The sequence below is a fragment of the Anaerotruncus sp. G3(2012) genome, from assembly GCF_000403395.2.
Classification (GTDB): Bacteria; Bacillota; Clostridia; order Oscillospirales; family Ruminococcaceae; genus Anaerotruncus.
Map to the genome: position 1 here is coordinate 264,976 of NZ_KE159657.1, position 26,891 is coordinate 291,866.

General features: G+C 53.6%; 22 protein-coding genes. 6 read left to right on the forward strand and 16 right to left on the reverse strand.

The features are described from left to right. Window positions 1-46: 46 nt before the first annotated feature. The gene (locus C814_RS22000; protein WP_016314967.1) at window positions 47-1,003 is read left to right on the forward strand and encodes a DUF975 family protein; all 957 of its coding nucleotides are present in this window, start codon (window positions 47-49) and stop codon (window positions 1,001-1,003) included. Between the two features lie 105 nt (window positions 1,004-1,108). On the opposite strand, the gene rfbC is transcribed toward C814_RS22000, so the two are convergent. From rfbC to C814_RS07260, 16 genes are all read right to left on the reverse strand, one after another. Further along, entirely contained in the window at window positions 1,109-1,687 is a 579-nt protein-coding gene (rfbC, locus tag C814_RS07195) for a dTDP-4-dehydrorhamnose 3,5-epimerase (RefSeq protein ID WP_016314968.1), read from the reverse strand. After that, window positions 1,684-2,619: an NAD-dependent epimerase/dehydratase family protein gene (locus C814_RS07200; RefSeq protein WP_016314969.1), complete on the reverse strand. Its 936-nt coding sequence runs from the start codon at window positions 2,617-2,619 to the stop codon at window positions 1,684-1,686. The genes rfbC and C814_RS07200 overlap by 4 nt, the downstream gene beginning before the upstream one ends. A gap of 2 nt (window positions 2,620-2,621) precedes the next feature. Further along, on the reverse strand, window positions 2,622-3,692 hold the full coding sequence (gene rfbG, locus C814_RS07205) for a CDP-glucose 4,6-dehydratase (RefSeq protein ID WP_016314970.1): 1,071 nt from the start codon (window positions 3,690-3,692) through the stop codon (window positions 2,622-2,624). Next, window positions 3,689-5,074 carry a radical SAM protein gene (locus tag C814_RS22005; RefSeq protein ID WP_016314971.1) on the reverse strand — a complete coding sequence of 462 codons (1,386 nt, stop codon included), beginning with the start codon at window positions 5,072-5,074 and terminating at the stop codon, window positions 3,689-3,691. The genes rfbG and C814_RS22005 overlap by 4 nt, the downstream gene beginning before the upstream one ends. A 14-nt stretch (window positions 5,075-5,088) precedes the next feature. Continuing rightward, entirely contained in the window at window positions 5,089-6,249 is a 1,161-nt protein-coding gene (locus tag C814_RS07210; protein WP_016314972.1) for an FkbM family methyltransferase, read from the reverse strand. Between the two features lie 11 nt (window positions 6,250-6,260). Continuing rightward, window positions 6,261-7,205, reverse strand: a complete 945-nt coding sequence (locus C814_RS07215; RefSeq protein WP_016314973.1) for a glycosyltransferase family 2 protein — start codon at window positions 7,203-7,205, stop codon at window positions 6,261-6,263. Window positions 7,206-7,231: 26 nt separating this feature from the next. Beyond that, entirely contained in the window at window positions 7,232-8,647 is a 1,416-nt protein-coding gene (locus C814_RS07220; protein ID WP_161910027.1) for a glycosyltransferase family 2 protein, read from the reverse strand. Between the two features lie 43 nt (window positions 8,648-8,690). Next, a complete protein-coding gene (locus C814_RS07225; protein WP_016314975.1) occupies window positions 8,691-10,004 on the reverse strand; it encodes a glycosyltransferase in 1,314 nt (437 codons plus the stop codon). A 19-nt stretch (window positions 10,005-10,023) separates the two neighbouring features. Next, window positions 10,024-11,262 (reverse strand): UDP-glucose dehydrogenase family protein, encoded by a 1,239-nt coding sequence (locus C814_RS07230; RefSeq protein ID WP_016314976.1) that lies wholly within the window; start codon window positions 11,260-11,262, stop codon window positions 10,024-10,026. Next, a complete protein-coding gene (locus C814_RS07235) occupies window positions 11,259-12,335 on the reverse strand; it encodes an NAD-dependent epimerase/dehydratase family protein (RefSeq protein WP_016314977.1) in 1,077 nt (358 codons plus the stop codon). Before C814_RS07235 ends, C814_RS07230 begins: the two co-directional genes overlap by 4 nt. A gap of 15 nt (window positions 12,336-12,350) precedes the next feature. Further along, window positions 12,351-13,130, reverse strand: a complete 780-nt coding sequence (rfbF, locus tag C814_RS07240) for a glucose-1-phosphate cytidylyltransferase (RefSeq protein ID WP_016314978.1) — start codon at window positions 13,128-13,130, stop codon at window positions 12,351-12,353. Beyond that, window positions 13,127-15,007 carry a glycosyltransferase family 2 protein gene (locus C814_RS07245; protein ID WP_016314979.1) on the reverse strand — a complete coding sequence of 627 codons (1,881 nt, stop codon included), beginning with the start codon at window positions 15,005-15,007 and terminating at the stop codon, window positions 13,127-13,129. The genes rfbF and C814_RS07245 overlap by 4 nt, the downstream gene beginning before the upstream one ends. A gap of 156 nt (window positions 15,008-15,163) precedes the next feature. Then, window positions 15,164-16,678, reverse strand: a complete 1,515-nt coding sequence (locus C814_RS07250) for a flagellin N-terminal helical domain-containing protein (RefSeq protein WP_016314980.1) — start codon at window positions 16,676-16,678, stop codon at window positions 15,164-15,166. A 502-nt stretch (window positions 16,679-17,180) separates the two neighbouring features. Next, complete coding sequence (locus C814_RS07255; protein ID WP_016314981.1) at window positions 17,181-17,618, reverse strand: hypothetical protein; 438 nt, start codon at window positions 17,616-17,618, stop codon at window positions 17,181-17,183. Next, complete coding sequence (locus tag C814_RS22010) at window positions 17,615-18,103, reverse strand: hypothetical protein (RefSeq protein WP_016314982.1); 489 nt, start codon at window positions 18,101-18,103, stop codon at window positions 17,615-17,617. The genes C814_RS07255 and C814_RS22010 overlap by 4 nt, the downstream gene beginning before the upstream one ends. 25 nt (window positions 18,104-18,128) lie before the next feature. Further along, the gene (locus C814_RS07260) at window positions 18,129-18,380 is read right to left on the reverse strand and encodes a hypothetical protein (protein WP_016314983.1); all 252 of its coding nucleotides are present in this window, start codon (window positions 18,378-18,380) and stop codon (window positions 18,129-18,131) included. A gap of 127 nt (window positions 18,381-18,507) precedes the next feature. Here C814_RS07260 and C814_RS07265 point away from each other — a divergent pair, with 127 nt between their 5' ends. The 5 genes from C814_RS07265 to metG all read left to right on the forward strand — a co-directional run bounded on the left by C814_RS07265 (window position 18,508) and on the right by metG (window position 26,430). After that, window positions 18,508-18,981 carry a YfcE family phosphodiesterase gene (locus C814_RS07265; RefSeq protein WP_016314984.1) on the forward strand — a complete coding sequence of 158 codons (474 nt, stop codon included), beginning with the start codon at window positions 18,508-18,510 and terminating at the stop codon, window positions 18,979-18,981. Between the two features lie 241 nt (window positions 18,982-19,222). Then, window positions 19,223-20,824 (forward strand): ABC-F family ATP-binding cassette domain-containing protein, encoded by a 1,602-nt coding sequence (locus C814_RS07270; protein ID WP_016314985.1) that lies wholly within the window; start codon window positions 19,223-19,225, stop codon window positions 20,822-20,824. Window positions 20,825-21,277: 453 nt separating this feature from the next. Further along, entirely contained in the window at window positions 21,278-23,854 is a 2,577-nt protein-coding gene (gene polA, locus C814_RS07275; protein ID WP_016314986.1) for a DNA polymerase I, read from the forward strand. A 39-nt stretch (window positions 23,855-23,893) separates the two neighbouring features. Continuing rightward, the gene (gene rimI / locus C814_RS07280) at window positions 23,894-24,355 is read left to right on the forward strand and encodes a ribosomal protein S18-alanine N-acetyltransferase (RefSeq protein ID WP_016314987.1); all 462 of its coding nucleotides are present in this window, start codon (window positions 23,894-23,896) and stop codon (window positions 24,353-24,355) included. An 86-nt stretch (window positions 24,356-24,441) separates the two neighbouring features. Continuing rightward, window positions 24,442-26,430 carry a methionine--tRNA ligase gene (gene metG / locus C814_RS07285; protein WP_016314988.1) on the forward strand — a complete coding sequence of 663 codons (1,989 nt, stop codon included), beginning with the start codon at window positions 24,442-24,444 and terminating at the stop codon, window positions 26,428-26,430. Window positions 26,431-26,891: the final 461 nt, after the last annotated feature.

A 26,891-nucleotide genomic window follows, 5' to 3' on the forward strand; every position in this document is an offset into this window, starting at 1 on the left:
CATCTTCCGCTATTCTGTGGTATCATATAGATAAGGGGGGATTTCTATGTGGAATCGTGCATTGATCAAATCTGAAGCGAAATCCAGACTGAGACGGTATTACTGGATGGCGCTGCTCGTCTGCCTGGTGGGAAACCTGGTAGGCGGTATTGCCGGGGGGACCTCAAGAGGGGTTTCCGGCAGTCTGGACTTGGACGGAGAGCTCCTTTACAACCCGGTATTCTGGTCTGCGGTTCTGGGGGCAGGGGCCATCGGGGTACTGTTCTCTCTCGCGGCAAAGGTCCTTTTGGGCAACCCGGTTGAGATGGGGAGGAACCGTTATTTTCTCGAAAGCCGGGAAGCGCCGAGCATCTTCGAAAAACTCTTTTTTGCCTTTACCGGCGGAGGGCAGCGGTATAAAAATGTTATCCTGACTCTTTTTATGCGGGATCTCAAACTCTTCCTCTGGAGGGTTCTCAACCGGCTTCCGGGGGTTATCATATCGTTTCTTCTGGTGATGATGGATGGCAGTTCGTGGATGAATATGGGTCCCCTGCTGGGGCTGGGCGTGGCTGTCCTCCTGGTGGAGGAGTCGCTGCTGGTTGTCATCTGTCTGATTCTGTTTGTGATGGAGTTCCTGTTTGGAGCAGTGGCCGCATATTCTGTCTTTTTGTCAGCCCTGCCGGTTGCAGCGATCGGAATACTCTGTTCGATTCTCCCGATCATCAAGCATTATGAATACCGTATGGTTCCTTATATCCTCTCCGAACGCCCTGATCTTCCGCAGCAGCGGGTGTTTGAACTGAGCCGCGATATGACACACGGGGAAAAGTGGAAGATGCTCCTGCTCGACCTCTCGTTTGTTGGATGGTATCTGCTTGCACTGTTGAGCTGCTGTGTCGGATGGATCTTTTTGCAGCCGTACATCGAGGCAAGCTACGCGGAACTTTATACCGCTTTGCGGGAAAAGGCGTTCGGAATGGGATTTTCCGATCGCACAGAACTGCCCGGCTTCCTGCGTTGACGGTTTTGGCAGAAAAAGAAAGCCACTCGTTTAACGAGTGGCTTTTCTGATCCCATCAGGGATTTTTTGCAGGTGAAGAAACCGTCTACAGATGCGGACCGGTTTTCAGTTCGATGGAAAACCGCCATAGCGTTCTGCAAACTGTCGGAAGGACTGTAAATTCTGGTCCTTTTCAGACAGGATAATCCGATTCCCGACTCGTTCCAGCGGCCATTCCACCCCGATTTCGGGATCGTTCCAGCGGATTCCGTCATCGTACTCCGCATAAAAACGTTCGGAGCATTTATAGGAAACGATGGACGGTTCCAGGACCAGATATCCATGCGCACAGCCCGCCGGGATCAGCAGTTCCTGATGGGTTTCCCCGTCCAGCTCGAACGCGAGCCATTTCTGGAACATGGGGGAATCCATGCGCAGGTCAACAACAACATCGTAAATCCTGCCAACGATGCACCGGACCAATTTAGGCTGCTGCTTTTCACGCTGGAAATGCAGTGCACGAATGACGCCTTTGTGTGAGCGGGTATAGAAGACTTCCTGAAGGTCGTGGGAAATCCCATTCTGCTCGAAGAGTTCGCGGGAGTAGTCTTTCAGGAAGTATCCACGCTCATCCTCCGCGCAGAACGCCTGTATCAGAGTCAAACCCGGAATCTCGGTGGTTGTAAACGAAAACTTGCGGGTCAAAAGTTCCCCTCCTCTTTCTGTTTCCTGAGCCAGCCAACAGCCTCACGGATGCCTGTTTCAAAGGGTACGCGCGGCTTGTACCCGGTATCCCTGCACAGGCTCGAACAGTCGAACACCGATGCAGGCAGGCTGACGCCGTTGAACGGGACTGCCCCGAGATGCAGCGGGATGGAAGGGTCTACGGCGTCCCGGATTTTTACGATGAACCGTTTGAGTTGGTCGGGTTTTGTGCTTCCGATATAGTAAGTATGGTTTTTCTGTCCGGATTCCCCAATACAGAAGAGTGCATGTGCCACATCGGAGGCATGTACAAAGTCGTACATCTGCTCCCCACTGGTAAAATTGGCCGGTTTTCCGGACAGCATCGTCTGGACCGCAAAATTGACAAAATTCTGTGTCTTATTTCCGGCGCCATAAGTATTGGAAATACAGGCCCAGAGATGGTCGATCCCTAGCTGCCCACAGACGGCTTTGCTCATGTAGTGTGCGGTGATCTTCGCGGTACCATAACAGCTTACTGGGTTGGGGGAAGAGCCATCCAGCGGGATATAACTGTTGCAGTCCAGCTCGGCCAGCGTGCCCGCCCCCACAAACCGTCTGCATCCCAAGCTGGCGGCGGCTTTGGCTGTATCGAGTGTATGTTGTACATTTTTCAGTTGCAGGGTGGTGTCTGCACGTTCTGCCCCTGTGGAACCTTCCCATGCGAGGTGGAAAAGGACATCCGCATCACAGTCTGGCAGCAGGTCCGGCAGCGTCTGGATCTGCTCCTGCGGGCAGATGAGGGTCTGGGTGCCGGGTGTATGCGTTTTTACCCATTCGCAGCTTTTTTCCTCCCGCAGGACAGCGATTGTCTGGACACCTCTGGCAGACAGTTCTTGTAGGAGCCATCCGCCAAGAAACCCGCTGGCACCTGTTATAATCGCTTTTTTCATACTCAAATTTCCATATATTCTCGAATTTGTTGTTCCATTAGCGGCTCCACAGGGGCGCCATTCAGGTACACACGGTACCATTCTACGGTTTTGCGCATGGCCTGTGAGATGTCCCACCTGGGCTGCCAGCCAAAAACGGATGAGATACGGGAGTGGTCGAGCTGCAAAAAGTTAGCTTCGTGAGGCTCGTTGCTGTCCTGCTGGGATTTCCAGTGCAGGCCATCTCCCCATAAGGCACAGAACAGGTCCACGAGGTCTCCGGTCTCCATGCAGTCTTCCAGATTGGGGCCGACATTATAGCAGCCTTCAAACCGTTTTTTATCGCGGTACTGCTCCTGCGCAATCAGCAGATAGGCAAAGACGGGTTCCAGTACATGCTGGTAAGGCCGGCAGGAATGGGGATTCCGCACAGACACAGGACTTTTCTGTGAAGCCGCCCGAAAGCAGTCTGGAAGGATGCGGTCGGTGGTGAAGTCCCCGCCGCCGATCACATTGCCAGCGCGGGCGGTCGAGATCGCGGGACATCCCTCCCCGGAGAAAAAGGAACGGCGGTAGGCAGCAGTTACCAGTTCCGAACAGCTTTTGCTGTTAGAGTAGGGGTCGTATCCATCCAGCGTATCCTCTTCGCGATACCCCCACTCCCATTCCCGGTTCAGATAAACCTTGTCGGTGGTCACATTTAAAAATGACCGCACCGACGGGCATTCCCTCACAGCCTCCAGGAGATGGACGGTACCCATCACATTGGTTTCATACGTATAGGCCGGATTTCGATACCCCTCCCGTACGATCGGTTGGGCAGCCATATGGATCACCAAGTCAGGGGAGAACCGCAGCATAGCCTGCTTGAGGGAGGTGCTGTCCCGGATATCCCCGATGATGGATTCCATATTTGCACCGGGTTCCAACATTCGGAACAGACTGGGTTCTGTGGGCGGCTCCAGCGCGTATCCGCAGACCTGCGCCCCCAGCATCTGTAAAGCCTTGCACATCCAGCTTCCCTTAAAGCCGGTATGCCCAGTGACAAAGAACCGTTTTCCTTTGTAAAAGTCCCGATCGATCGCTTTCTTCATTGATAATCACTCCGAATTTTTTTCAGGCATCGTTCGATCTCATCCTGATGTTCGGCTGCGGTGCTTTGTGCATATGCGGCCCAGACCTCTAAGTCCGGATTCTGGAACTGGTCAAACGCACTGGCAAGCACACAGCCCTGTTCCTCCGGCCAAAAAGCAAGGAATGCCTCCCTGGAAACACAGTGGGCGATTCCGTCAAAGCCTGCCTGACGGAGCGCTTTGGCCCGCCGATGGAACAGCCAGCCGGATTCGCCTTCTTTGTCAATCCGGTAAAGCACTTCCGGATTCAAAACCACCTGTTTCAGACGCTCCGCCATCTGTTCATCCAGGTGGGATTCCGGGGCTTCAGGCAGATACACCCAGCCCGTTTCGGCCTGTGCAAGCGCCTGGTTCATCTGCGCGCCGAACGCACAGTCTAGGGCAGGCAGAATCGTGGAAATCCCGTCGGGATAGATGGCCTGATTGCACGCTGAAACGCGCTTGGTAAAGTCACTGAGGTACCGACGCCGGGTATTTGGCATCTCTTGACCGTCGTATCCCATAAGATTTTGCAGGACCGATACCGCTCCCCGTCGGAGCTTGGGACTGCCGACCTCCTCCAGCTTTTTCAGAAGGGAAGGGGAGACGTCGTCAATCTCCTCACTCGCCAGCCTGCCCTGCTGGAATAACGCGCCGCCGCAGAGTTCGCACCATTGCAGCTGGTCGCCAAATTCATCCGGGGTACGCTTCCACCAGCCCGGCTCCACCTTCCAGCCGCCTGGCCCGTTAAACAGCATATCCAGGGAACCCGCAACTTCACAGAAGAAAGCCCCTTTTGGTGTGATCGAAGCACTCCACTGGTTCTGGAAAAAACAGTTATCCCGCATAGGAAACCACTTTTCATCGGGAATCCCAAGGTCTTTCCTGCTGACCAGAACCGGTTGGTGCAGGCTGGGATTGTTGTGGTCGTTGATGCTCTGATAGCTGAAGAGCTTTTGAATCAGATCAAAATGCTGGAAGTATCGTTTGCTGGTAGCACTCATCAAGCCGGGGCCTTTATGCCGGTTCAGGCATTCGTGCTGCAGATAGTTTTTATCCCGGATGTAGTTAGAAAAAACAGGAAGCGGCTGATTACTGGAGGGGACATGGTGCTGTCCAGGATAGACTTCTGCTAGATAACGCGCGAACCGTTCAAACTGCGGATGCAGAGTAGGTTCTCCACCCATCATTCCAATGCATCTCCCATATTCGAGAAGGGAGTCCACACTCTTTTTAAACATCTCCCATTCCATGAAATAGGGAGTCTTATGATGCCCACAGAATCTCGTGCAATTAGAGCACTGATGGATACAGGCATTGGTAATATCGATTTCAATAATGCGCATCTCACTTGGTGAACGCATAAAATAGCCTCCTTTTAGATGTGTTTGAGCCGCTCGATGGGAACCGCATAAAATACAGTTTGATCCACATAGTCGCTGTGATGTCTCAAATAGTATCGATACTCTAATCCCAGATTATGAATATAATGAGGGATTTCTACAAAATCCTCTTTTTTGTGATAGACGCAGATCGCCAGTACAGGACGGTATTTGCAGATTAGATTTTTGGAGCCTTCCAATGCTTTTAATTCAGAACCTTCGATATCCATTTTAATGAAGCTGACCGGTTCCAGGATACAGTCATCCAAAGCAGTGGCCTCCACAACAAAGTCCTTTTGATCTGTTTCAGTGGTTAGATAAGACCCAGCTCCATTTTCTACTAAATAAAGGGTTTCCGCACAATTCCAAAGGCATTTTTGAAAAAGAACAAGACGGCCTTGTGCAACCAGATCTGCGTGGATTTTATGAATTTGATCGAATTGTTCCTTATTCGGTTCGAATCCAAATATTTTTTTAAAGTTCCTATTTGATTTTTCCAGAAAAACTTGGATGGTATCCCCATTATAACTGCCAACATCTACAAATACCTCATCTTTTTGAAGTTGGATAAGATCACTTGGAAAATACTCATCAGGTTGTGTGATCCGACGAAAACAGGTGATATCCCCGTTGATTCTTCCTAGGATGACTTCACGAAATGTTTTACGGGATAAATCATCCGCCAGATTATCTGCCAACCAGTTAAATGCGTCCAGATGCTCGATCAGATAATTCCGATATGCACTTCCGACGCTCATGGGCCGATAAGTCAACAGAAGATCATGAAGAGAAAAAATCCGCTCTTCTGGCAGATCGGATAGGATAGATGATTTTATCTCATCATAAAAAGAAAAGGAAGCGATGATGATAAAAGCAGAAGGATATTTTTCCAGCGCTTCAGAAAGAGACTGTATCTTTCCCATTCCATTGGGAAGGGACTCCCCCGCCTTATGGGTATCACAAACCGCTGCAATCGGAATTTGGAGCCGTTTCATCTCCTTGAAATACCAGTTTCCTAGTTCCCCTGCGCCATAAATAATGAGGGGCCTGTCTTTCAGGTTGTTTTTATAATAGTGAGAAATGATTTCATCAGGGGTGTTGGCAGGAACACCATCACAGTATAAATTTGTCCCATCAAACTGGATAAGTTTCGGCATATGGCTTCCTCCTAATGCAAAACATATTGTGCCATTAACCTGCGCTCGCGTTCGGTGACCCATTTCATTTGCAGAAAACGGTCCGCATTCTCCCGCAGGGTGTTCTTCATTCTGATTAGATACGCTTCACAGCGTTCCGCTTCCCCCTTTTCGATCCGCTCGACCATCGAAATCAGATAGGAATATTTTGCGTAGACCGTCTGTTCCGTCAGAGATGGCAGCTTTTCGGAGATGTAGGCGATCCGCTCTTCCTGCATATTGAGATAATCTTCCAAAACTTCCGGACGCAAAAGTGATCCGGAAAGAAAACCAGTAGCATTTCCGACATGTTTACAATAATGATAGTCCGGTATCCCCTGCACAACCGTCCGGCTGGCTGCGACAAACAATTTATAGATGGTATGAATGTCGTCGATCAGCACGCCTTTCGGAAAGCGGATGCCATCAAACAGGCGGTAACGGAATAGTTTTGTGCCAGGGGAAGTGTGGAATTTTTCCCGTTTTAAAAACTCTGAAACGCCTTCTTCCCGATTCAGAATATAGCGCTCGTCATACTGATATTTGGGAACAATCCGTCCATCCGGATATTCGTCTACACAGCCTGTGATCGCAATATCGGCCTGAAAATCCTGCACCATGCCATAAAGATGTGCGAGCATATCCGGTTCGATAAAATCGTCATCATCAATGAAAATGCAGAACTCTGTCCGCACCTGGTCCAGGGCAAAGTTTCTGGCTGCGGAAATTCCCTGATTGACAGGCAATGTGGACACCCGGACCGAATTGTTTTTTTCCGCATAGGCATTGCAGATGGAGGAGGTATTGTCGGTAGAGCCATTGTTAATCAGCAGCAGCTCATATTCCTGAAAGCTCTGGGCAAGAACACTGTCCACTGCCCGGTTTAACATCTCTGCCCGGTTATAGGTAAGGATAATCACAGTCATTTTTGCCTTCATATTGTTCCTCCGCAGCATCCATTCTGTTAACGTATATAAATATTTTCCTCAGGGATTCCTATTCCTACAAGCTGGTCTCGTAGAGCAGGAGAAAGCTTCGGATAAGAGGTTGCGATTATAACCGCAGTGTTCTTTTTTTCTTTGTCAGTGTATCCCCGCAATTTTTGAGGAATACAGCATGTCTTATCGCGAATAGTAATTCCATCTTTAGAAGGATCATTATCCAAAAATCCGGTGACGGAAATACCTTGGATAGCCAGAAGTTCGGCTGTCGCTTCCCCACAAAATCCTGTGGGAAAAACATAGACAGACTTTCCGCAAAATCCTTTGCAACCTACCATTAGTTTTTCCGTTTGCTGCTCTCTGTAAGAGGCCAGGCCACGTTCCGCTCCAAGCAACTGGATTTGTTCGTAGAGTGCATGCAATTCGGTAGTGTCACAATTTTTGAGATGTTGCAGAGACTTCTTGTAAGCCCGAATCACTTCAGCCATTTGGCTCTCTTCATAGCTGGTATTTAAAAAACAGAGTTGGCGATACAGCTCCATAAATTCAATACATATTTTGTTCCGAAATGCAGAGTGTTTTTCCCATCGGTTCCATTTCACAATCCACAGGATCGTAAGAAGCCTGGCCCCGGCCAGGAGATTTCCCGAAAGCATAGAGAGGGGAAGGGCGGAAATACTGCCGGTTCTTTGCCGGTAAACATAGAAAGGTTTTTCCAGAAAGTAGATACTTTGGCCGCTTTCAAAAATGGTGACAATCAGTTTGGCTTCTCCATGTACACTTAGGTTCCAATTATAACGTTTTTTACAGTATAGCGGGATGTCGTTTTTGTTGCGAAGAATCTGCCTCTTTTTATTGATTCTTTTTTTTCGATGAAGCCGACTTTTACCGGTTGCAAATTTAGGAATAATATGTCTTTTTAAAATATAGCGCCAAGGTGCAATATGAAATTGAGGAAGCTCAGATAGATATGCAACAGCATCTTCATAAGGGACATCATTAATTTTTTCAGGTTCAAATATGGCATCATTTCTATTAATTGCATTCGGCTCAACATCGGAAACGAAAGAGCCGGTTACAATATCCGGCCGATGTTTCAGAATAGCATCTGAAATCTGTTGTAAGGCGCCGGATGCCAGATAATCATCGCCATCTATCTGCATAAAATAGCGCCCCCGCATTCTTGTGCAGGCCAGATGGTGGGGACGGCCAACCACAGTGGGAAGAGGCAGCTTGTAATAACGGATTTTGTCGGGATATCTCTGCGCGTAGCCTGTGCAGATTTCAATGCTGCGGTCGACCGACCCGTTGTCGAACAGTAAAATTTCATAGTCCTGAAACGGTTGCTGCAAAATGCTGTCCAGACATTGTTCAATATAGCTCTCCAGATTATATACAGAGACAAAGATGCTCAATAATGGACGTTTTGCGTCCTGCATACGCCTTTTCCTTCTACCCATTCAAACTTCTCCTTCTTCGTTATCAGCTCTCCAAACTTTCGGCCAGCTTTCCGATTGCCGTATTCTCAGGATAAAGCAGCCGGGCAATCTGTGCGGCATAGCGGGCATTTTCCCAATCTTCGCCGCAGTCTGCCATTCGGCGCAGGCGCAGATAAAGAAGCTCCTCATCCAGTGGGCACTGTACCACCAACGCGGCCTCGACTCTGCGGGCCTGTTCCCACGCATCCCTGTCCAAAAGCTCCAGAAGCTGCCTTTTACCGATATCCTGCTTGGCGGAGTCCTTCCGATGGAGCAGGGAACAACAGTATTCCAGCGGAAGCGGCGGGGCAGGTGTCAACAGCCGCAGGAGCATCTGATCCACCAGCCACACCATCCTGTTGGAGGTTTCACCGATCTGTGCAAACAGCGGCGCGTCCAGCACTGTACGAAAATAGGATACCTTTCTCTCCGGCGACATGCTGGGATTATCCAGAAGGGAGGCGAGCAGGTCGTGAATATGATAATGGTATACATCGTACAGAAAATGCATGGCCTCCCAATTTAGGCAAGTATACGATTTAGCAGTCTGGCACGCTGCAAGAAAAAGCTGTTCCCCCTCTCGGACGCGGTTGGGAGACAGCTCACCCTGTGTGCCCTGATAGACCGAAGCGTTTCGAATCCGGTAGGTATGCAAGCTTTTGGGGACCGAAACAAACCGGGTGATTTTGCGCATCAGATACAGGATACAGAACGTATCCGCACCGTTACGAACCTGTTGGGAAGCGGCCTGCGCAAATCCATTGCCATACTCCCAGAGAAGGGAAGCGCGGAACAGCTTCCCCCATACCGAACGAAAGGAGCCGTATTCCTGCGCAAACTGGCTTGCAGACATCTCCCGGCGTTCCAGCGCGAGTGCAGGCGGAAGCCGTTCCCGCAGTGTTTTTTCTCCGGATTCATCTACCATTGTGGTGCCGCATACAACGAGATCCGCCTGTTTTTCGGTTGCTATCTGGTACATCACCTCGAGAAAATCCGGCGCATAGCTGTCGTCCGAATCCAGAACGGCGAAATATTCGCTTTCCAGCTCAAGGGTATACCGGCAGACCAGGTTCCACCAAGCTGCGTTTTCCTCCGGCGTCATCGCATTGTTTACCTCGTTGCGGAATAAGACGATCCGCGTATCCCTGCCGGCATATTCCCGCAGGATTTCAGCGGTTTGACCGGTGGAACCATTATCCTGAATCAGGAAGTACAGGTCCGGACAGGTCTGATGCAAAACACTTTCGATTGCCTGACGAAGCCAGCTCTCGGGCGTATCGTAGACAACCATCATAAAAACAGCCTTGGCCTGACGCATACAGTTTGCCCTCTCCTTATCAAAGATAACGATAATCTAACACCTTATCCGGGGTACCCGCTTTTACCGCTTTAAATTCCGGCCAGCCGGTCAGGATCACCAGTTTGTCCGAACGATCACAGATTTCATCCAGAGAATCGGAATACTGGATGTCCAGCGGGTAACAGGATTGGAACTCGGGGATTGCGATGGGATCATAGGCGATGATCCGCCGATAGCCATGCTCCAGAAGCAGCCGGATCACCTTAGCGGAGGTGCAGTCCCGGACATCATTGGAGCCTGGCTTGAACGACAGTCCCAGAATACCGACCTGCTGTTCCTGGGAAACCCGCTGCATGATCCGCTTGGCGATGACTTCCGGCATCTGCTCGTTGGTTTGGATCACACTCCCCAAAAGCGGCAGCTGCAGCCCGATGCTGTTTGCCAGCGCGTAGAGTGCCTTGGTATCTTTGGGCAGGCAGTAACCACCGTACCCACAGCCCGGGTATACATAAGACGCCATCTCTGCACCTGCCCAGCGCCGGTCCATATGTAGGATATGGAAAGCCTCGGCAGTATCAATCTTACCGATCCGCTCGGCAACCTCGGACATCTCATTTGCATAGCTGATCATCGTGGCCAGCAGACTATTGGACAGGTATTTGATAAATTCGGCGGTGGAACATGAGACAGCGCATACGGGAGCGCCCAGTTTTTCATAAAGCATCCTGAGCTTTTGTTCCGACCAGTCATCCGAGCAGCCGATCACCACCCGGTCCGCGTGGATAAAGTCTTCCCAGCAGTGCCCTTCGCGCAGGAATTCGGGATTGTTGGCGAGGGAAAAATCTACGCCATTCTTCCAACCCTGTGCTTCCAGATAAGGGAGGACGCGGTTTTCGACGGTTCCAGGTGGGACCGTCGATTTGATCACAAGCAGGAGTTTTTCTCCCTCCTGCTTGTATTGCATTGTCTCGTCCAGCGCCGCGAACAGGTCGGTCAAATCCGCCGCCCCATCCGGCCCACAGGGGGTTCCTACGCAATAGTAGACAATCCCACTGTTTTCTACCGCCTCCTGCACCGAATCCACAAGCTGGAACGGTCCTCCAAGATGCGTTTCCAGCTGTTCCCGCAGGGATGGTTCTGCAAAAGGGATTGTTTTTTCGCGGAGCATCTGTCGTCTGGACAAGCTCTTCTCCACACCGTACACCTGAAATCCCAGCTGTGCGAACCCCAGCGCAGTGGTCAATCCCACGAAACCAAGCCCAAATACCGAGATCATATGCGTGATTCCTCCATTTCCAGAAGATGCTCCAGATAACGGCCGACCCCATGGCGGGTGTCAATCTGCGGAGCGTAGTGGAGCAGCGTTCTGGCGCGGGAGAGGTCCGGACACCGCCGCTGCGGATTGTCGGTCAGGTAATGGATATCGCTGTGGGTACGGTAGCAGATCTGACCGCTGTAGCCGGTTTGTTTTTCCGCTACCTCACGATAAACCTGTGCAAGACCCGCGACCGAAAGCTCCTCCTGGTCCGAACCGATATTGAAAATCCCATAAGCGCCATAGAGCGCACATTTCAGCATACCGGTGACCGTATCCGAAGCATAGCAGAACGTCCGCGTGACCTTTCCGTCGCTATAGATAACAAGATCCTCCTTGTTGAGGACATTGCTCGCAAAATCGGCCACAACCCGCTGATCGTTGGTGCGCAGGCCGGGTCCGAAGCTGTTGAACGGGCGGATGACAGTGACCGGCATCTGGTATTGATGGTGATAGTTATAGCAGAGGGTTTCGCCAAACCGTTTGGACTCGTCATAACAAGCGCGGGGGCCGGACGTATTGACATAGCCGAAATAGGTTTCCGGCGTGGGGATCTGATCCGGCGCGGGATTCCCATAAATTTCGCTGGTAGAAAAAAACAGCAGGCTGTAGATTTCCCGGTCCCTGTAGAAGTCCAGCAGCCGCCGCAGCCCGATCACATCCGCATCAATCGTTTCGATTGGGTGCAGCCGGTAGTAGACTGGGGAAGCCAGTGACGCCATATGCAGGATGATCTGCGCATCGGCAGCGGGGGAGAGGCCGCAGACAGTAATATCCCCCTCAATCAGCTGGAAACGGGGGTCTGCCCGCAGTTCATCCACCCAGACGGGCCTGCCAAACTGGAAATTATCGATCCCGATCACGCGGGGAATCTCCAGGGATTCCCCATAAGCCCGCAGAAACTGCATCAGCAGATAGCCCAAAGAGCCTGCATAGCCGGTTACCAGAACGGTTTTTCCGGAAAGGGTACGCCGCTCGGCATCCGAAAGCCCCGCATAAATCCGCTGTATATCTTCCTGAACAATTTTCGTCATTCCAGATTCCTCTCTTTACCAGACTTTCCATGGGGCGATCCCGTTTCCCCAAAGGTATTCCAACATGCCCTTGTCCCGTTGGGTATCCATGCACTGCCAGAAGGCGGTATGCTCATAGGCGCCCAATTTCCCTTCACGGCTGAGCTGCTCGAGCGGCTCCCGCTCAAAGACACAGGGTTCCTCGTCTTTCACATAGGAAAAGACTTCCGGTTCCATCACCATAAAGCCGGCGCTGATCCAGCCACCGTCCTCCTTGGCCTTTTCCTTGAACCCATCGACATTCCCGGTGGCATGGTCGAGCTGGAGCACACCGAACCGTCCGCCCGGCTGGATCGCCGTAAGGGTGACCACCTTGCCGGAATCGCGGTGACGGTGCAGCAGCGCATGGAGGTCGATATTGGAAACACCGTCGCCATAGGTCATCATGAACGTTTCGTCCCCGATATATTTTTGCACACGCTTGATCCGGCAGCCGGTCTGCGCGTGCAGGCCGGTGTCTACCAGTGTAATTTTCCACGGTTCCGCGATATTATTATGAATGGTCATCCGGTTCCCGTCGGAAAAATCGAAGGTCACGTCCGAGCAGTGCAGGTAATACTGCGCGAAATACTCCTTAATCAGATACCCCTTGTAGCCGCAGCAGATGACAAATTCATTGAACCCGTAATGGGAATAGATTTTCATGATATGCCAGAGGATCGGGAACCCGCCGATCTCGATCATCGGCTTGGGACGCAGATGGCTTTCCTCCGAAATCCGGGTCCCCAGACCGCCCGCCAGAATGACTACTTTCATGAGAGCGCCCCTCCTTGCGGCTGAACCATCATAATCCGCATCATAGCCAGCTCGGGATCGTCCCCGTTGAGCTGCTGGTATCTGGACAGGATTTCCTGTGCTTCCTCCTGTTTTCCATCCTGCAAGGCGTTATAAAATGCGGTTTTCACCGCCTGTGCGAGAGATTCGAACTCCTCACGGTTTTTCCGCTCCTGTTCGCGGCTCTCGTCGATGGGGGAGAGCAGCACCGAAATCTCCCGGCTGCGCTCAGGATACTGTTTCAGCAGGGCCTGCAAGGCGCAGAAATACCCCTCGCGATCCTGCCGGTCATAGAGCGCAAGCGCCTGTTCGGCATCCAGCATAAAGGCATATTCACCCGGCAGCAGATACCGGTTTTCGGGCGTGCAGACCTCCCGACGCAACAGCAGCCGGCAGAACTGGGCATCCCAGCGGATATACCGGCAGACCAACGGGAAAAGCTCCTCGAGCAGGTTCTTGTCCGAGACGTCCCAGAGGGTGGAAATCAGCTGGAGCTGGGCGCGGCAGACGCCCGGGTCTTTCGGCGGGGCGGGGAATTCCTCAAAATAACGGTCAAAGGCGGGCGCAAGCTGCCCGGCGTTCTGGGCGAAAAGCTGTAGGGATTCCACCAGCGGTTCCCGGCTGGGGAGCTGCTGCAACCAATGGCAGGTTTCCCACAGACGGGAAACGTCACCGCTTTCGGCGGCATAAATGACGTCCACCGCTGCCGATAATTTCCAATGGGTTGGGAGAAGCAGTTTCCGGTCGGTACGGTCGAGGTAGGCGCGCGCTGTCTGGTATTCCCCCAGCTTGGCATAGCCGAACGCCAGCAGGAAGTTGGTGAGCATCCACTCGCCTTTTCCCGCCGAAGCCAATGTAACGCTGCCCGCATCTTCCGTACAGAGCTTTCCGGCGTGGTACTGCTCATAGAGCGCCTGATACTGTTTGAGCGGCGCAACCGCCCGAGAAAAAGCGTCCTGGTTGTGCAGGCTAAGCCCTAAGATGTAATTTATCTCCATATCCGACATGAGAGGGGGCTTCCCTGCACGCCCGTTAAGATACTGCTTGGCAATCCGCTCGGCCTCAGCGTATTCCTTCAAAGCCAGACAAAGATTCGCCAGTGACGTATAAACCGATGGATACATCCCCAGGCTCTTGTCTTGCGATTCCATCTCGATCGCCTGATAAAGCAGCTCCTTTTTCCTGTCCGCCTCCCATGGAATATCGAACGCGTAGGTATCCGAAAGCTCCCGCAGCCGCCGGGGAGTCATCGGGCCTGGCTCCTGTTCGAGCAGCGGACGGTTACGCAACTGTTTTTCCCGGAACACCTCTTTCTGATAGCCGCTGTGGTGCACCAAAGTTGGGAGCTGGACGATCGGGGAATAGGCGATCAGGGTTTCGTGTATCTTTCTGGCGAACCGGTTCCCCGGAATCCGGCGGTGAATCCGCATATAATAGGTGGTGGTAAACTCCTTGCGGGTACTGTCGGCATATTCATAGCGGATCATGGAAATCGTCTGATATTTTTTCGCTTCCTCGCTCTGCAAAAGATGAATCAGCGCTTCGCAATCGGCGTCAAGTACCTCGTCCGCGTCGATATAGAAGAACCATTCCCCCTGTGCGCGGTCGAGGGTTTCGTTTCTGGCCGCGCCAAAATCCCCGCTCCATGGAATCTGAAACAGGGTATCCGCATATTTTTCCGCAATTTCCATTGTGCGGTCGGTCGAACCGGTGTCCGCAATAATCAGTTCGCTGGGGACCGCCCTGCGCAGCGGCTCGAGCGCCTGCAAACATTCCTCGAGGATTGCCTCCTCGTTTTTTACGATCATGCCAATCGAAAGGCAAAGTTGCCCCTCGCGTGCTTTTACGCGTGCTTTCAAACCTTTCACAGCCTCCTTTTTCAGGTTGTTTGGAAACCGGGAAACGAGCTGTTTTCCGATCTCCAAGCAGTCTTAAACAGAGAAAGGGACAGACAGACAATCTGCCCGTCTGTCCCTTTCCATTGGAAATGAGACGCTTCCAAAGAAGCTGTGAAATTACTGGAGCAGCTGGAGCACGCTCTGCGGCTGCTGATTTGCCTGAGCCAGCATCGCCTGAGCGGACTGGGTCAGAACGTTGACTTTGGTGTACTCCATCATCATCTTCGCCATGTCGGTGTCGCGGATACGGCTGTTGGCCGACTGCAGGTTCTCCGACGCGGTGTCGAGGTTGTTGATGGTGTATTCGAGACGGTTCTGGGTTGCACCCAGGACGCCGCGCTGCTCGGAAACCTTGTCGATCGCGTTGCGGATCGTGTCGATCGCGTCAGCCGCGCCCGGTCTGGTCGAGATGTCGAGCGAAGCGATGCCCAGGCCCTTGCAGCTCATGTCTTTGACGCCGACGTTGATCTTGTTGTAGTGATCCGCAGTGTCGCCGATCTGGAGGGTCAAGCCGCCCGCAGCAGCACTGCCGTCGCCCTTCTTGAAGTTGAGCTGGGTTGCGGTGTTCCCATCGACCTTAACATCGTAGCCCTTCTCGCGGAGCTGGCTCGCGACACGCTCTGCCGCAGTTTTGTTGGCGACAAGGCCGTCCTGGGTGTAGATCGCGGTGTAGCCGAGGTCAGCCTCAGCGCCGTCTTTGACAAGCTGGAACTTCTGTCCGTCGATCTCGAAGTAGTTCTTGGAACCTGCGGTTGCGCCTGAGAAATCAATACCGAAGGTGTCGTCAACACCAGCGGTAACCGCGCCAACGCCGGTATCGCCCGAGGTGAGTGCAACGCCGTTGACCGTCTGGGAGACCTCAAGAATCTTGAAGTGAGTCTCACCCTTATCCTTGCCAGCCCAGGTGATTGAACCGGCGGCCAGAGTCAGGGTAGCATTCTCTTTGAAATCCTTGTTCGCGTTAAGCGCGGTCGAAACCTCAGCATCCAGCTTGGTGGCGTCGGTGACGCTGACCGAGATCGTGTTGATGCTGCCGTCCGCAGTCATATACTTGATCTCGAGGGACGAGCTGTCGCCCGCGGTCAGACCGGTGGACTTGTAGGTGGAAGCCGCCTGAGAAGCCGCGCTACCGCCAGAAGCGGTAACCCCGCTCATCGCAGCACCAGCCAGGCCGCTCTGAACCTTGGTCGAGCCAACGCCGGTCGCCATCGAACCGTCGAGCAGTTTGATGCCGTTGAAGTTGGTGGACTCGGAGATACGGTCGATTTCCTCTTTCAGCTTGTCAACCTCCTGCTGGAGCGACTCACGGTTGAGGTCGGCGTTGATGCCGTTCGCCGAACGGGTAGCCAGCTCGGTCATACGGTTGAGCATGTTGTGAACCTCAGTCAGCGCACCTTCAGCGGTCTGCACGACAGAAATACCGTCCTGGGCGTTCAACGAAGCGGTGTCGAGACCTTTGATCTGGGATTTCATCTTTTCAGAGATCGCCAGACCGGAAGCGTCGTCGCCCGCGCGGTTGATACGATAACCGGAGGACAGTTTCTCAAGAGCTTTGGAAACCTGATTGTTGTTCATGCCCAGCTGACGCTGAGAGTTGACTGCCATAATGTTGCTTCTTACTACCATTCCCATGGTGATACCTCCTTGAAATTACGCGGACACCATCCATTGTGTCCGTTGAAAATAAATATTTATTTTCAAGATTCCCTGCTCCGCGGCACAGAGAATCCGAAAACCATATTTTCAAACGCCCCGCCCCTCTTGGGCACCAGCGCGCCCGGCCTCTTGCCGGAAGTAAAAAGCGACCTTGGAAAATACCTTTCTGATTTGGTTGTCTCAGGTTTTTCAGGCCCTTCTATCTCTGATACTCGCACGCCGCGCCCAAAACTAAACCCCTTCCCGCAAAAAAAATTTTTCCTTTATCTGTGGGCGGAAACGTTGAGATTTATATGGAACTATGTTATAATATATGCAAAAAAGGCCTGTGTCACATTGCGTCATATTACAACAGATTATGTAAGTTTTTTGCCGGGAGAAAAACACGAGGGGGCTTTTCTCCCGCAAAAAGCCCCCTTTTGCCGCCAGATGCACTATGCTGACGAACCTTTTTTGTTTGTGAAAGCCAGAATTGTGCCTATAATAATAAGTATGCGAGTGCGGCAAGCAGGGTATTGTCCGCCTTCTCGTTATAAAGGACAAACATCAGACCCATAATTAAAAGGGTTTCGCTGTCCAGGCTGAACCGGTCGAGCAGGCCCTTGATCGGGTCCTGTGGATGCATCTGGTTCTGCATCGGCAGGTTCTGCTGCGGGAACGGCTGCTGGGCCTGCTGCGGCTGAGGCTGCGGTTGTTCTGTGGGAGCGCTGGCGGGCGGCTCCGGCTCTTCTACCACCCGGGACTGCGCTTCGATCACCGGCGGGGCTGCGGGCAGCTCACCGATCGGCGTTTCCTCCCCGTAGAAGCTTGGCACCTGCGCCCGCGCCTGGAATTCATGCACCCGGTTCACAGCTTCCTGCTGCATCCGGAGCATGTCTTCTTCGGTGTAGGTCTTTGTGCTGTTCCAGCGCATCATCTGCGGCCACCTCCCAAAAGGCTGCCCAGCCCACTGAGCAGTCCGCTGTCACGCAGTGCCGGCCATGCGCGCATCAGCTGCATGATCCGCACCGCATCGTCAATCCTTCCTGCACGCGTCTCCGAAAAGTGCGGCTTGAGCGAGCGCAGCAGGTCGATATTTTTGTCGCTCTGGTTAAAGGTGCCCATAATCCCCGCGATCTTCGAGACCGCGTCGAGGTTTGGCGCGCCTGTGCCTGCGCTTCCCGCATTCCCGGCGTTCGCTGCGGCAGAGTTTCCGCCTGCGTTCTGGAAGTTTTGCAGGATGGACGCGATTGCGCCCGGGTCGATCCCCCCGCCGGACGGCTGTTCCCCGCCCGCCGGAGGGGACTGTTCTGCACCTCCGGTATTGATGCCCAGCGACTGCGCCACCTGGCGGAGCTGCTCCATCTTGCTTGGATCACCAAGGATCGAGCTGATTGTGGAATTCAGATCGTCCATTTCCATACAAAGCCTCCCTTTATCCGGCTGGTTATTTCCCCATCAGCCCTTTCAGCAGCATCTGCACCTTGGGGCTTGCGATCAGTTTTTCGATCGCGGCAGGATTGTTCATCAGATTGTTGATCTGCGCCTGTTGGCCGGGGGTCAGATTCTGCATCAAACCATCCATGTTGCCGCTCTGCATCTGCTCCTTGAGCTTCTGCGGATCGGTTCCCATCTTCTGGCTGGCCATCTGCATCAAAGAGTCCATCTGATCGGGGGAAATGTTAAAATTGTTGCCCAATTTGATTCACCGCCTGTTTCATTTCAATTCATAGTATGTTATATTAGTAGCAGATATTCTCAAAAGTGTGACAGGGAATTCGCCCTGTTTGCTCCGCTCAGGAGCGGAGATTGGAGGAGAGAGAAGAATGAGGATCATTGTGATGTCGGATACCCACCGCGATTTTTTCGCCATTCAGGAGCTGGTGCAAAAGCATCAGGATGCGGAAATCTTTATCCATCTGGGGGATGGTGCGAGTGAATTTTCGCAGATTGTCACCCTCTACCCGAACCACAAATTTTTGAATGTGCGTGGAAACTGCGATTTTGGGGTAGAAGCGACATTGGCAGGGTGCTTTTCCTGTGGAATCGCCAAGATTTTTTATACACATGGGCATATGTACAGCGTAAAATACGATCTGGACGGCCTTTTGGATGCTGCAAAGGAGGTCGGGGCGAACGTCGTGCTGTTTGGGCATACCCATGTCCCGCTCTGTACCTATCGGGATGGCATCCATCTGATGAATCCCGGCAGCTTGGGGATGCCCCGCGGCAACAACCCGAGCTATGGGGTGATCGACATTACCGAAAAGGAGATCGTCTGCTTCGTCAACGAACTGTAAAATCGAACGGCTGAAACGAAAGAAATAAAAACCAAAAGTTTCGTCCACCTTTTCAAAGGTGGCGGTTTCCAAAAGCAGAGCCTTTGGCCGCGCTCCGCAGAGCGCGGAACGCTTTATCCTGAGAAGCGCCTTTTTGGGGTGAATTGCCGCCCGGAGGGTGGCAAGAGGGGGCTTTTTGCAAGAAAAAAAGCCCCTTGTATCTGCGTAGTTTTATGATTGAAATACCAAACCGGAGGAATTTATGATTACAGTCAGCAATGTAAGTTTAATGTTCGGCGGGACCAAGCTGTTCGCAGGGGCGGACCTCAAGTTTACCCCCGGCAACTGTTATGGGATCATCGGCGCAAATGGTGCGGGAAAATCCACTTTCCTGAAAATCCTCTCGGGAGAGCTGGAACCAACCACAGGAGAGGTGGCCATTCCGGAAAAATGCCGGATTTCAGTGCTCAAACAGGACCAGTTCCAGTATGACGCCTACCCGGTGATTGATACGGTCATCATGGGCAACCCGCGGCTTTATCAGGTGATGAAAGAGAAGGACGCGCTCTATGAAAAGCCGGACTTTTCGGATGCGGACGGGGAGCTTGCCGCCGAATTGGAAGGGGAGTTCGCCGAGATGAACGGCTGGGAGGCCGAAGCGGATTCCGGGCGCCTGCTGCAAGGGCTTGGCATCTCCACCGAGCTGTACGGCGTCCCGATGGGCGAGCTGAAAGGCGGGGAAAAGGTCAAGGTGCTGCTGGCACAGGCTCTGTTCGGGCAGCCGGACATCCTGCTGCTCGACGAGCCGACCAACAACCTCGATATCCGGTCGATCGACTGGCTGGAAGATTTTTTGCTCGATTTCCCCGGTACGGTGATTGTCGTCTCGCATGACCGGCATTTCCTCAATACGATCTGCACCCACATTGTGGATATCGACTTCAACCAGTGCCGGATGTATGTCGGCAACTACGATTTCTGGTATGAGTCGAGCCGGCTGATGCAGTCGATCCTCAAGGACCAGAACAAACGTCGGGAGGACCAGATCAAAGAACTGCAAAACTTCATTGCGCGGTTTTCGGCGAACAAGTCCAAGTCCAAGCAGGCTACCTCCCGCCGCAAGCTTCTTGAAAAACTCACCGTAGACGAAATACCGGTCAGTTCGCGGCGGTATCCATGGGTCGGCTTCAAGCCTGACCGCGAGGTGGGCAAGGACATCCTGGAGGTCAAAGAGGTATCCAAAACGATTGATGGGGTCAGGGTGCTCGACCGCGTTTCATTCCTTGTTAATCGTGGAGACAAGATCGCGCTAGTCGGCGAAAATGAGCAGGGGCAGACCGCTCTGTTCCGGATTCTGGCAGGGGAGTTGGAACCAGACAGCGGCAGCTACAAATGGGGGCAGACTGCAACCTTCTCCTATTTCCCCAAGGACAATTCCGCATATTTCAACAACAGTGAACTGACTATGCTCCAGTGGTTTGCGCAGTACTCCCCCGACGACACCGAGACGTTCATGCGAGGATTTCTTGGACGAATGCTCTTTTCAGGAGACGACGTGTACAAACAGGTCAAAGTGCTTTCGGGCGGAGAAAAGGTGCGGTGTATGCTTTCCCGGATGATGCTTACCGGCGCAAATGTGCTGCTGCTCGACCAGCCGACCAACCATCTGGATCTCGAGTCGATCACTGCGGTCAACAACGGCCTGACCGATTTCCCGGGCAACCTGCTTTTCTCCTCACAGGATCACCAGTTCATCCAGACAATCGCCAACCGGATCATTGAAATTCACGCGGATGGAACGATTACCGACCGGATGATGACGTTCGATGAATACCTGGAGTATAAAAAATCACAGGAAAAATGACAAAAGGGGGGCTTTTTGCAGATGGAAAAGCCCCCTCGTTCTATTCCTCGGGCGGCGGCTCTTGGGGGTGCTCTTCCGATACGGAAAGGCATCCTTTTTTGATTCGCCGGAAGAGGACTGTTTTTTACGGGCGGGACATGCTATAATAAACACAGATCGAACAATAAGAACCCGTATTCACAACCATTTGATACCGTCTGAGCGGGTCTTTTGCCGGCCTGCCGCGTTGAAAAATCTTGCAATACACAAAGTATTGCCTGTGTTTTTTCGCCTCGCAGGGCAGTAAAATCCCTCGCCCATCCGGCATCCCCTGATTATGAATACAGGTTCTAAGACTGTTTGCAGCAGCGCTTTGTGCAGTGTGAAACCGGCCTTGCCGGCTTTCATGCTGCTCCGGTGCTTGCAGTGATGCAATTACGGTCCAAAGCATACTGCGTTTGAAAGGAGAACAAGATGAAGCTGCTGGCAATCGACGGGAACAGCATCCTGAACAGAGCCTATTACGGCGTCAAGGCACTCACCACCAAAAACGGGGAATTTACCAACGGAATCTATGGTTTTTTAAATATCCTGCTCAAGCTGACCGACGAGGTGAAGCCAGATGCGGTCGCCTGTGCATTCGACCTGCGCGCCCCAACCTTCCGGCACAAGATGTACGAGGGGTACAAGGCCCAGCGAAAAGGGATGCCCAACGAGCTGGCCTCCCAGCTACAGCCGCTCAAGGACCTTTTGCGGGCGCTGGGCTATGTCATTGTCGAATGTGAGGGATACGAAGCGGACGACATTCTGGGCACGCTGGCGAAAGCGTGTGGGGACGCAGGGAACGACTGTGTGATCGCGACCGGGGATCGGGACAGCCTGCAGCTGGTCGGGGAGCATGTGACCGTCCGGCTGGCCACCACCAAAATGGGCCAGGCATCCTCGACCTTCTATGACACGGAAGCGGTGCGGGAGAAATACGGCGTGACGCCCGAAAAGCTGGTCGATGTGAAAGCGCTGATGGGGGATGCATCAGATAATATACCAGGAGTAGCAGGTATTGGAGAAAAAACAGCATGTAGTCTGATCCAACAGTATCAGGACCTGGACTTTCTGTATGACCACCTCGACGAACTGGAACTCAAGCCTGCGGTGCGTAAAAAGCTGTCCGAGGGCAAAGATTCGGCGTATATGAGCCGCGCCCTTGCCAAAATCTGTTGTGAGGCCCCGGTCGACACCGAACCGGCCCATTATCTGCGCGGAGAAGTCGACCATCCCGCAGCAGCTTCGCTCTTCGCGCGGCTGGAGATGTTCACCATGCAGGACCGCTGGAAGATCGATGGTTCGACCGTCCCGGCAGAAGCTGCCGAGCCGTTGGAGCCGGTGCGGGCGGTTTGTGACCCGGATAACCTTCTGGAGATCATCACGCAGGATGGAAAGGCGGATCTGCTGGTCCGGATGGATGCAGACGGGGAGCCATCCGCGCTGGCGGCATGGTGCGGCGGAACGCTCTATCTGACACGGGGAACCGAGCTGCCGGAACTGCTGCGGTCGGGCCTGCCGCTTCGGGTTTGGAGCAGCAAGCCGCTCTACAAATTTGGATACCGGAACCAGATCGAGCCGGCCGGGATCGCCTTTGACGGGGAACTCGCCGCATATCTGCTCAGTCCGACCAGTACAGCTTATGATCCGCTCCGGCTGGCGGCGCAGTACGGAACCCCTGCACCGCCGGTTGAAGGGGTACTGCTGGGGGACTATGCAGAACTTGCGCCGCAGGCCGCAGCAATCCCCACACTTTTTGACCGTATGGAAGCGGAGGTTGCCGCACATGAGCAGGGGAAGCTGCTGCATGAAATTGAGATGCCGCTTGCACAGGTTTTAGCGGTGATGGAGTGTGAAGGCTTTTCGCTTGACAGTGATGCGCTGCGGGCGTATGGCGAAGAACTGGATGGGCGGATCGAGTCGCTTCAGGAAGGGATTTTCCAACATGCGGGAAGCCGGTTCAACCTGAATTCCCCCCGGCAGCTCGGGGATGTGCTGTTCGTGGATCTCGGTCTGCCCGCCAAAAAAAAGACCAAAACCGGCTATTCAACCAATGCGGATGTGCTGGAATCGCTGCGGGGAAAACATCCGATCATTGAGCTGATTCTGGAATACCGGAAACTGTCCAAGTTGAAATCGACCTATGTGGACGGACTGCTCAAGGTGGTCGGCCCGGATGGACGGGTGCGCTCCACCTTCCAACAGACTGAAACCCGTACCGGACGGATCAGTTCGACCGAACCCAACCTGCAAAACATCCCGGTGCGCACCAAAGAGGGCAGCCGCCTGCGGGCGTTCTTCAAAGCGCGGGAAGGCTGGCGGCTGATCGACGCGGACTATTCGCAGATCGAGCTGCGGGTGCTGGCGGATATCTCGGGCGACCCGCAGATGATCGAGGCATTCCGCAGTGGGGAGGACATCCATACCCGCACTGCTGCGCAGGTGATGGGGCTTCCCGAACTGATGGTCACGCCCGAGATGCGTTCACGGGCCAAGGCGGTTAACTTCGGTATTGTTTATGGAATCGGGGCGTTCTCCCTCTCGCAGGACATCGGGGTGACGGTCGCCGAGGCCGACCGGTATATCAAAGGATACCTGGAAACCTACGCCGGGGTAAAACGCTATATGGAAGAGACGATCCGCTCCGCGCGGGAAACCGGCTACGTCAAAACGCTGTTTGGACGGAGGCGGTATCTGCCCGAGCTGGCCGCGTCCAATAAGGTGACGCAGGCATTTGGGGAGCGGGTCGCGATGAACACACCCATTCAGGGAACCGCGGCAGACATCATCAAAATCGCGATGATCCGGGTGTTTGAGCGGCTGAAAAAGGAACAGATGCGCGCCCGGCTGATCCTTCAGGTGCACGACGAACTGTTGGTCGAGGCGCCTGAGGAAGAGATCACACTGGCTACGATCATCCTCAAGGAGGAGATGGAACATGCGATCCAGCTCAAGGTGCCGCTCGAGGCGGATACCAACGTGGGCGACAACTGGCTGGCTGCGAAATAGCGTTTTTTTCGGAGAGCTGATGAGAAAGAGGGGGATAGGATGGAGATCGCCCGGATGGAGGCCGGACAGGTTTCGGCTGTTGCCGCGCTCGAACGGCAGTGCTTTTCCGAGCCGTGGAGCGAACGCACCTTGGCGCAGGAACTGGAAAACCCGCGCGCGGCTTTCTGGGCCGCATCCGAAGGGGGGCGGCTGGCCGGATATGCCGGGATGCATCGAGTGCTGGACGAAGGATATATCGCGAATGTGGCGGTGGATGCGGCGTTCCGTCGTCAGGGCGTGGCGACCGCCCTGCTGCGGACCCTTCTGGAAGATGCGCAGATACACGGGCTCTCGTTTGTAACACTGGAGGTGCGGGAAGGAAACCTTGCCGCGATTTCATTCTATCGGAAGCTCGGGTTTCAGGAGGTCGGCAGGCGGAAAGGGTTTTACACAGCGCCGCAGGAGGACGCGGTGCTGATGACCCTGTTCCTGTCGGGAAATTCGGCAGATTCCGCGCGATAGGGTATGTTCTTTTTCGGAAAACTATGGTATACTAAATTATTCTATTTCAGCGGCGTTCAAAAAGCCTGCTAAGGAGGACTTTCCAGATGAATGGTCAGGGAAAAACATTTTATATTACAACACCGATCTATTATCCGTCGGACAAGCTGCACATCGGGCATAGCTACTGCACCGTTGCAACAGATGTCATGGCGCGCTATAAAAGGATGCAGGGGTTTGACGTCCTGTTCCTCACCGGTACCGACGAGCATGGGCAGAAGATCGAACAGAAGGCAGAAGCTGCCGGCGTCACCCCACAGCAGTATGTAGATCAGGTGGTTGCGGGCATCAAGGAGCTTTGGAAGCTGCTGAACATTTCGAACGACCGGTTTATCCGCACGACCGACAGCTACCATCAGGAGTCGGTGCAGAAAATCTTCAAAACGCTTTACGACAAGGGTTATATTTATAAAGGCTCCTACAAGGGTAAATACTGCACCCCCTGCGAGTCGTTCTGGACCGAGAGCCAGCTCAAGGACGGGAAATGCCCCGACTGCGGGCGGGAGGTTATCGATGCGGAAGAGGAAGCGTACTTCTTCAAGCTGTCTGCATTTGCCGACCGGCTGGTCAAACTCTACGAAGAAAACCCGCTCTTTATGGAGCCGCAGAGCCGCCTGAACGAGATGGTGAACAACTTCATCAAGCCGGGTCTGGAAGACCTGTGCGTCTCCCGCACCTCTTTTAAATGGGGGATCCCGGTCACTTTTGATCCGAAGCATGTTGTCTATGTCTGGGTGGACGCACTCTCCAACTATATCACTGCGCTCGGCTATGGCAATGAGCAGTACCACGATTTTGAGAAGTACTGGCCCGCCGATGTGCACTTTGTCGGCAAGGAGATCATGCGGTTCCACACGATCATCTGGCCGGCGATGCTGATGGCACTCGATCTGCCGCTGCCGAAAAAGGTCTATGGGCATGGATGGCTGCTGCTCGAGGGGGGCAAAATGTCCAAATCCAAGGGCAATGTGGTCGATCCGGTGGTGCTGGTTGAGCGGTACGGGGTGGACGCGATCCGCTATTTCCTGTTGCGGGAGTTCCCGTTCGGCTCGGACGGACTGTTCTCCAATGAAAGCCTGATTACCCGGATCAACGCCGACCTTGCCAACGACCTGGGGAATCTGGTTTCCCGTTCGGCTGCGATGGTTGGGAAATATTTTGATGGGACCTTGCCCGCCGAGCGTCATGCGGAACCGCTCGACGATGAGGTGATCGCGATTGCAAAATCCCTCAAACAGAATTATGAAACCCAGATGGAAGCATTTGCGTTCCAGAACGCACTGATCGAGATTTTCAAGCTGGTGTCCCGCACCAACAAGTATATTGATGAAACCGCGCCCTGGGTGCTCGCCAAGGACGAGGCCAACCGCCCACGGCTCGCGTCGGTGCTTTACAATCTGCTCGAGTGTGTCCGGATCGCGGGCATCCTGCTCACCCCGTTTATGCCTTCCACTGCGCCGAAAATCTTCGAGCAGATCGGTGCGGATGCAGGAATCACAAATTATGAGTCGGCGGGGACCTATGGTTTGCTGCCCGCGGATGTGGCCGTCCACAAGGGCGAAGGACTGTTCCCGCGGATCGACGTGGCCAAAGAGCTTGCCGCGCTGGAAGCCTCCAAAGAAAAGGCAGTGGAGAAAGCGCCGAAAGGGGAGAAAAAATCTGTTCCTGCCAAAAAGGAGCAGCCCCAGCCGGCCGAAGGGGTGGCATCGCTCATTACAATCGACGACTTTGCCAAGGTGCAGCTGCGGGTAGCGAAGGTGACCGCCTGTGAGCCGGTGCCCAAGGCGGACAAACTGCTCCGCCTCCAGCTGGATGATGGTTCAGGAACTCCCCGGCAGGTGGTTTCGGGGATTCATCCATGGTATGAGCCGGACGACCTGATGGGTAAAAAAGTGATTGTCGTGGCGAATCTGAAGCCTGCCAAACTGCGTGGGGTCGAGTCTAACGGGATGATCCTTGCGGCAGACGCAGGGGAGAACGAGGTCAAAGTGATCTTTGTGGATGCTTCGGTCCCCTGCGGTTCGGTAGTTCGGTAATGAACTCTGGGGATGGCTCATGCCATCCCCGGAGTCTGTTACTCTTGAGGAGAATCCTATTTCAAATTTTTTGCAGGGGGCTTTTTCTCTTGCAAAAAGCCCCCTCTTGCCGCTTCGCGGCAATTCACCCGAAAAAAGCGCTTCACAGGATAAAGTGTTCCGCGCTCTGCGGAGCGCGGCCAAAGGCGCTGCCTTTGGAAACCGCGATTTTTTGAAAAAAATCGAGTAAAACTTTAGTTTTGGGAAAAAGCGGCACCCGGCCCGGAAGGGAGGGGCCTACGGGGAGGGGTCACCGACCCCTCGCCCGCAAGGCAAACTGAGGGGGCGTCGCGGCGTATGCCGCGCTTCGGACCGAAGGCCCGAGAAGTCCCCCGAAGAAGGGCGCTTGCGCCCCGGAAGTTTGGGCTGGAACCCAAACTTCCGTTGCCTCACTGCCTTTGGAAACCGCGATTTTTTGAAAA

What these genes read in the sequence shown, in the direction of transcription:
- C814_RS22000 (WP_016314967.1), top strand. Translation starts at nt 47, where the DNA reads ATGTGGAATCGTGCATTGATCAAATCTGAAGCGAAATCCAGACTGAGA.
- C814_RS07200 (WP_016314969.1), bottom strand. Translation starts at nt 2,619, where the DNA reads ATGAAAAAAGCGATTATAACAGGTGCCAGCGGGTTTCTTGGCGGATGG.
- rfbG (WP_016314970.1), bottom strand. Translation starts at nt 3,692, where the DNA reads ATGAAGAAAGCGATCGATCGGGACTTTTACAAAGGAAAACGGTTCTTT.
- C814_RS22005 (WP_016314971.1), bottom strand. Translation starts at nt 5,074, where the DNA reads ATGCGTTCACCAAGTGAGATGCGCATTATTGAAATCGATATTACCAAT.
- C814_RS07210 (WP_016314972.1), bottom strand. Translation starts at nt 6,249, where the DNA reads ATGCCGAAACTTATCCAGTTTGATGGGACAAATTTATACTGTGATGGT.
- C814_RS07215 (WP_016314973.1), bottom strand. Translation starts at nt 7,205, where the DNA reads ATGAAGGCAAAAATGACTGTGATTATCCTTACCTATAACCGGGCAGAG.
- C814_RS07220 (WP_161910027.1), bottom strand. Translation starts at nt 8,647, where the DNA reads ATGCAGGACGCAAAACGTCCATTATTGAGCATCTTTGTCTCTGTATAT.
- C814_RS07225 (WP_016314975.1), bottom strand. Translation starts at nt 10,004, where the DNA reads ATGCGTCAGGCCAAGGCTGTTTTTATGATGGTTGTCTACGATACGCCC.
- C814_RS07230 (WP_016314976.1), bottom strand. Translation starts at nt 11,262, where the DNA reads ATGATCTCGGTATTTGGGCTTGGTTTCGTGGGATTGACCACTGCGCTG.
- C814_RS07235 (WP_016314977.1), bottom strand. Translation starts at nt 12,335, where the DNA reads ATGACGAAAATTGTTCAGGAAGATATACAGCGGATTTATGCGGGGCTT.
- rfbF (WP_016314978.1), bottom strand. Translation starts at nt 13,130, where the DNA reads ATGAAAGTAGTCATTCTGGCGGGCGGTCTGGGGACCCGGATTTCGGAG.
- C814_RS07250 (WP_016314980.1), bottom strand. Translation starts at nt 16,678, where the DNA reads ATGGGAATGGTAGTAAGAAGCAACATTATGGCAGTCAACTCTCAGCGT.
- C814_RS07255 (WP_016314981.1), bottom strand. Translation starts at nt 17,618, where the DNA reads ATGATGCGCTGGAACAGCACAAAGACCTACACCGAAGAAGACATGCTC.
- C814_RS22010 (WP_016314982.1), bottom strand. Translation starts at nt 18,103, where the DNA reads ATGGAAATGGACGATCTGAATTCCACAATCAGCTCGATCCTTGGTGAT.
- C814_RS07265 (WP_016314984.1), top strand. Translation starts at nt 18,508, where the DNA reads ATGAGGATCATTGTGATGTCGGATACCCACCGCGATTTTTTCGCCATT.
- C814_RS07270 (WP_016314985.1), top strand. Translation starts at nt 19,223, where the DNA reads ATGATTACAGTCAGCAATGTAAGTTTAATGTTCGGCGGGACCAAGCTG.
- polA (WP_016314986.1), top strand. Translation starts at nt 21,278, where the DNA reads ATGAAGCTGCTGGCAATCGACGGGAACAGCATCCTGAACAGAGCCTAT.
- rimI (WP_016314987.1), top strand. Translation starts at nt 23,894, where the DNA reads ATGGAGATCGCCCGGATGGAGGCCGGACAGGTTTCGGCTGTTGCCGCG.
- metG (WP_016314988.1), top strand. Translation starts at nt 24,442, where the DNA reads ATGAATGGTCAGGGAAAAACATTTTATATTACAACACCGATCTATTAT.